Source organism: Mesorhizobium sp., from assembly GCF_004962925.1.
GTDB lineage: Bacteria > Pseudomonadota > Alphaproteobacteria > Rhizobiales > Rhizobiaceae > Mesorhizobium.
Genome location: NZ_SUEO01000356.1, coordinates 268 through 3360 on the forward strand (window position 1 = coordinate 268; position 3093 = coordinate 3360).

At 63.5% G+C, this 3093-nt stretch carries 3 protein-coding genes; 1 reads left to right on the top strand and 2 read right to left on the bottom strand.

The genetic code is table 11. The annotated features are described in order from the left end of the window. Both E5W87_RS34765 and E5W87_RS34770 read right to left on the bottom strand, forming a co-directional pair. A partial coding sequence (locus tag E5W87_RS34765; RefSeq protein WP_292408301.1) for a hydantoinase B/oxoprolinase family protein occupies nt 1–500 on the bottom strand: 500 nt, incomplete at its 3' end. A gap of 1 nt (nt 501) precedes the next feature. Then, the gene (locus E5W87_RS34770) at nt 502–2586 is read right to left on the bottom strand and encodes a hydantoinase/oxoprolinase family protein (RefSeq protein ID WP_292408305.1); all 2085 of its coding nucleotides are present in this window, start codon (nt 2584–2586) and stop codon (nt 502–504) included. A 220-nt stretch (nt 2587–2806) separates the two neighbouring features. On the opposite strand from E5W87_RS34770, the gene E5W87_RS34775 reads away from it, so the two are divergent. Beyond that, a partial coding sequence (locus E5W87_RS34775; protein ID WP_292408308.1) for an FAD-binding oxidoreductase occupies nt 2807–3093 on the top strand: 287 nt, incomplete at its 3' end.

The following is a 3093-nucleotide window of genomic DNA, read 5'->3' on the forward strand; positions in this document are numbered from 1 at the left end:
AGCACGCCCTTCTTGAACAGTTTGACCGGCGGCAGCCGCAAGCCTTCCTGCTCGACCGCCGTTGCCGAGGCCGAAAAGCCGCCCGGCACCGAACCGCCAATGTCAGGCCAGTGCCCGGTGTTCGACAGCCAGCAGAAAATCTTGCCATCCCTGTAGACCGGCATGGCGAAGCGCACATCCATCAGGTGGGTGCCGCCGAGATAGGGGTCGTTGACGATGTAGATATCGCCCGGCTCGGGCGGCAGGCAGCGTCCGTCGGCGATCATCCCGATCACGGTTTTGGTCGAATACTGCATCACGCCTACGAACACCGGCAGGCCCTGGCTGCCTTGCGCGATCAGCGATCCGTCAACAGCCGAATAGATGCCGTCGGAGCGATCGTTGGCCTCGGCGATAACAGGCGAAAAGGCGGCGCGCGAAAACGTCAGGTCCATCTCGTCGCAGACCTGCTGCAGCGCCGCCTGGATGACCGAGAGCGTAATAGCGTCGAGCTTTTCCATCTCAGGCCTCACCGATGTCGATGATGATGTTGCCGTCGGCATCCGATCGCGCTCGATCGCCGGGCTCGAGCACAGTGGTCGCGTCCATCTGTTCGAGGATCGCCGGTCCTACGATGACCGTGTCGAGTGGCAGCTTTTCCCTGCTGTAGACCGGCGTGTCGTGCCAGCGCCCGCCGTACCATACCGGCCGGATCTCGCGCCGTGCCTCATCGAGCGTCTTGGCGCGGCCAGCCGGGTCGATCAGTCGGGACAGATCGATCGCCGGCCGCACGCCGGTCACCGAGGTGTTGAGGTTGACCAGATTGGCGCGGATTTCCGGCAGCTCGACCTTGAAGCGGGCGAAATAGGCCTTCTCGAACAGTTGCTGCAATACCGCGCGTGTCACGGCGGACGACGGCAGCGGCACGTTGATGATGTGGGTCTGGCCGACGAACTGCATGTCGGCGGAATGCGTGACCCGGATCGTCTCCGGCTTCACCGCCTCCTTGCTGATCAACTCCTCGCCTTCGTTTCGGTGCCGTTCCAATACGGCGTGAATTTGGGTTTCATCGAGCCCTGCCACCGGCTGGTTGACCGTATTGACGAAGTCGTGCCTGAGGTCGGCGACGACGCAGCCGAGCGCATTGGTGATGCCCGGCCGCGCCGGCACCAGCACTTTGGGCAGGCCGAGCTCGCGCGCCAGTGCCGTCGCATGCAGCGGTCCGGCGCCGCCGAAGGCGAACAGCGCGAAATCACGCGGGTCGTGGCCGCGCGACACCGAGACCATGCGGATGGCGCCGGCCATTTTCATGTTGCCCAGTCGCAGCACCGCTCCCGCCGCCTCGACGCCGGACAGGCCGGTAGGTCGGCCGATCCGGTCCTCGAATATGCCGGTAACATGCTCTGATGTGACCGGGTTTTCGACCGCAAGCAGCTTCTTTGGCGCCAGCCGGCCGAGCACCAGATTGGCATCGGTGATGGTCGGCTCGTTGCCACCGCGCCCGTAGCAGATCGGGCCGGGATTGGCGCCGGCACTTTCCGGGCCGATCTGGATCAGGCCTGCCGCATCGACGCGAGCGATCGAGCCGCCACCGGCGCCGACGGTGTGCACCGCCACCATCGGCACATGGATCGGCATCGCATATTCGATCTCGATCTCGTTCGACACCGCGGGCTCGGCATTGCGGATCAGCGCCACGTCGGTCGAAGTGCCGCCCATGTCGTAGGTGACCAGGTTTTCGAAGCCGGCGCGTTTTCCCGTGTAGGCCGCGGCGATGACGCCGGAGGCCGGGCCGGACATGACGGTCTTGGCTGATTCACGTGTGACAAAGCGGGCCGAGATCATGCCGCCATTGCCGTTCATGATCAGGAAGTCGCGGGCATAGCCTTTTGATCCCAATTCCTTGCGCAGCCGCTCGACATAGCGCTCCAGGATCGGCTGCACCGAGGCGTTGACCGAGGCGGTGACGCCGCGCTCGAATTCGCGCGCCTCCGACAGCAGTGCATGGCCTGTCGTGATGTAGCTATTCGGCCAAAGCTCGGCGGCGATCTCGGCGGCGCGCCGCTCATGCGCCGGATTGGCGTAGGAATGCAGGAAATGGATGACGAGGGATTCGCAGCCGGCCTCGATCAGGCTTTTCACCGCGTCGCGCATCTCGGCTTCGTCGAGCGCAATGCGCACCGCGCCCGAGGCTTCGACGCGCTCCGACACTTCAAGCCGCAGGTTGCGCGGAATGATCGGGACGAAGGTGCCCGTCATGCCATAGGCCTGCGGCCGTGTCCGCCGGCCAAGCTCGATGACGTCGCGAAAGCCGCGCGTGGTGATCATGCCCGTCTTGGCCAGCCGGCGTTCCAGAACTGCGTTGGTGGTGGTCGTCGTGCCGTGGACAATGAGGTCGATGCCGTCGACCGGGAAGCCGGTGGCGCCGAGCGCTGAAACGACGCCGAAGGCTTGGTTGTCGATAGTGGTCGGGGTCTTGGCGATATGCACCCGGCCACCGTCACGGCCGTCGATCAGAAGCAGGTCGGTAAAAGTTCCGCCGACGTCGATGCCGGCAACGACACTGCCCAGGGACTCCAGCGTCTGCGCCGAAAAATTCTCTTTCATTGTCGAAACCCGAAATGCCCGGACTACTGATATGTCTCAGTTTGGAAAGGTGTTTCACGCTGGCGTCTTGACGCAAATATCATTTGTATACTAATAAATTCCGGACACAAGAGCTTACCGCTTCGCAGTGTGCAAACGGCACGCCGGAACCTGATCGGTTCGGGCGCGCAGGAGAAGGTTTGGCGTCAGCACTTCGGGTTGGGCCAGAAGGTTAGGTTTGATGAACACCACATCCGCGCTCAACACCGCCGACGCCCGGCCGCTGCAGTTTCCCATACCGGCCAATGTCTATGCCGAAACCGTCGTCTCGGTGAAGCACTATACCGACCGGCTGTTTTCGTTCCGCATCACCCGGCCGCAGTCGCTGCGCTTCCGCTCCGGCGAGTTCGTCATGATCGGCCTGCCCAACGCCGAAAAGCCGGTGTTCCGCGCCTATTCGATCGCCAGCCCTGCCTGGGACGACGAACTGGAATTCTTCTCGATCAAGGTGCCGGACGGCCCACTGAC

Bases quoted from the DNA above. Each gene is read 5' to 3' on its own strand.
- E5W87_RS34770 (WP_292408305.1), bottom strand. From the start codon at position 2,586: ATGAAAGAGAATTTTTCGGCGCAGACGCTGGAGTCCCTGGGCAGTGTC.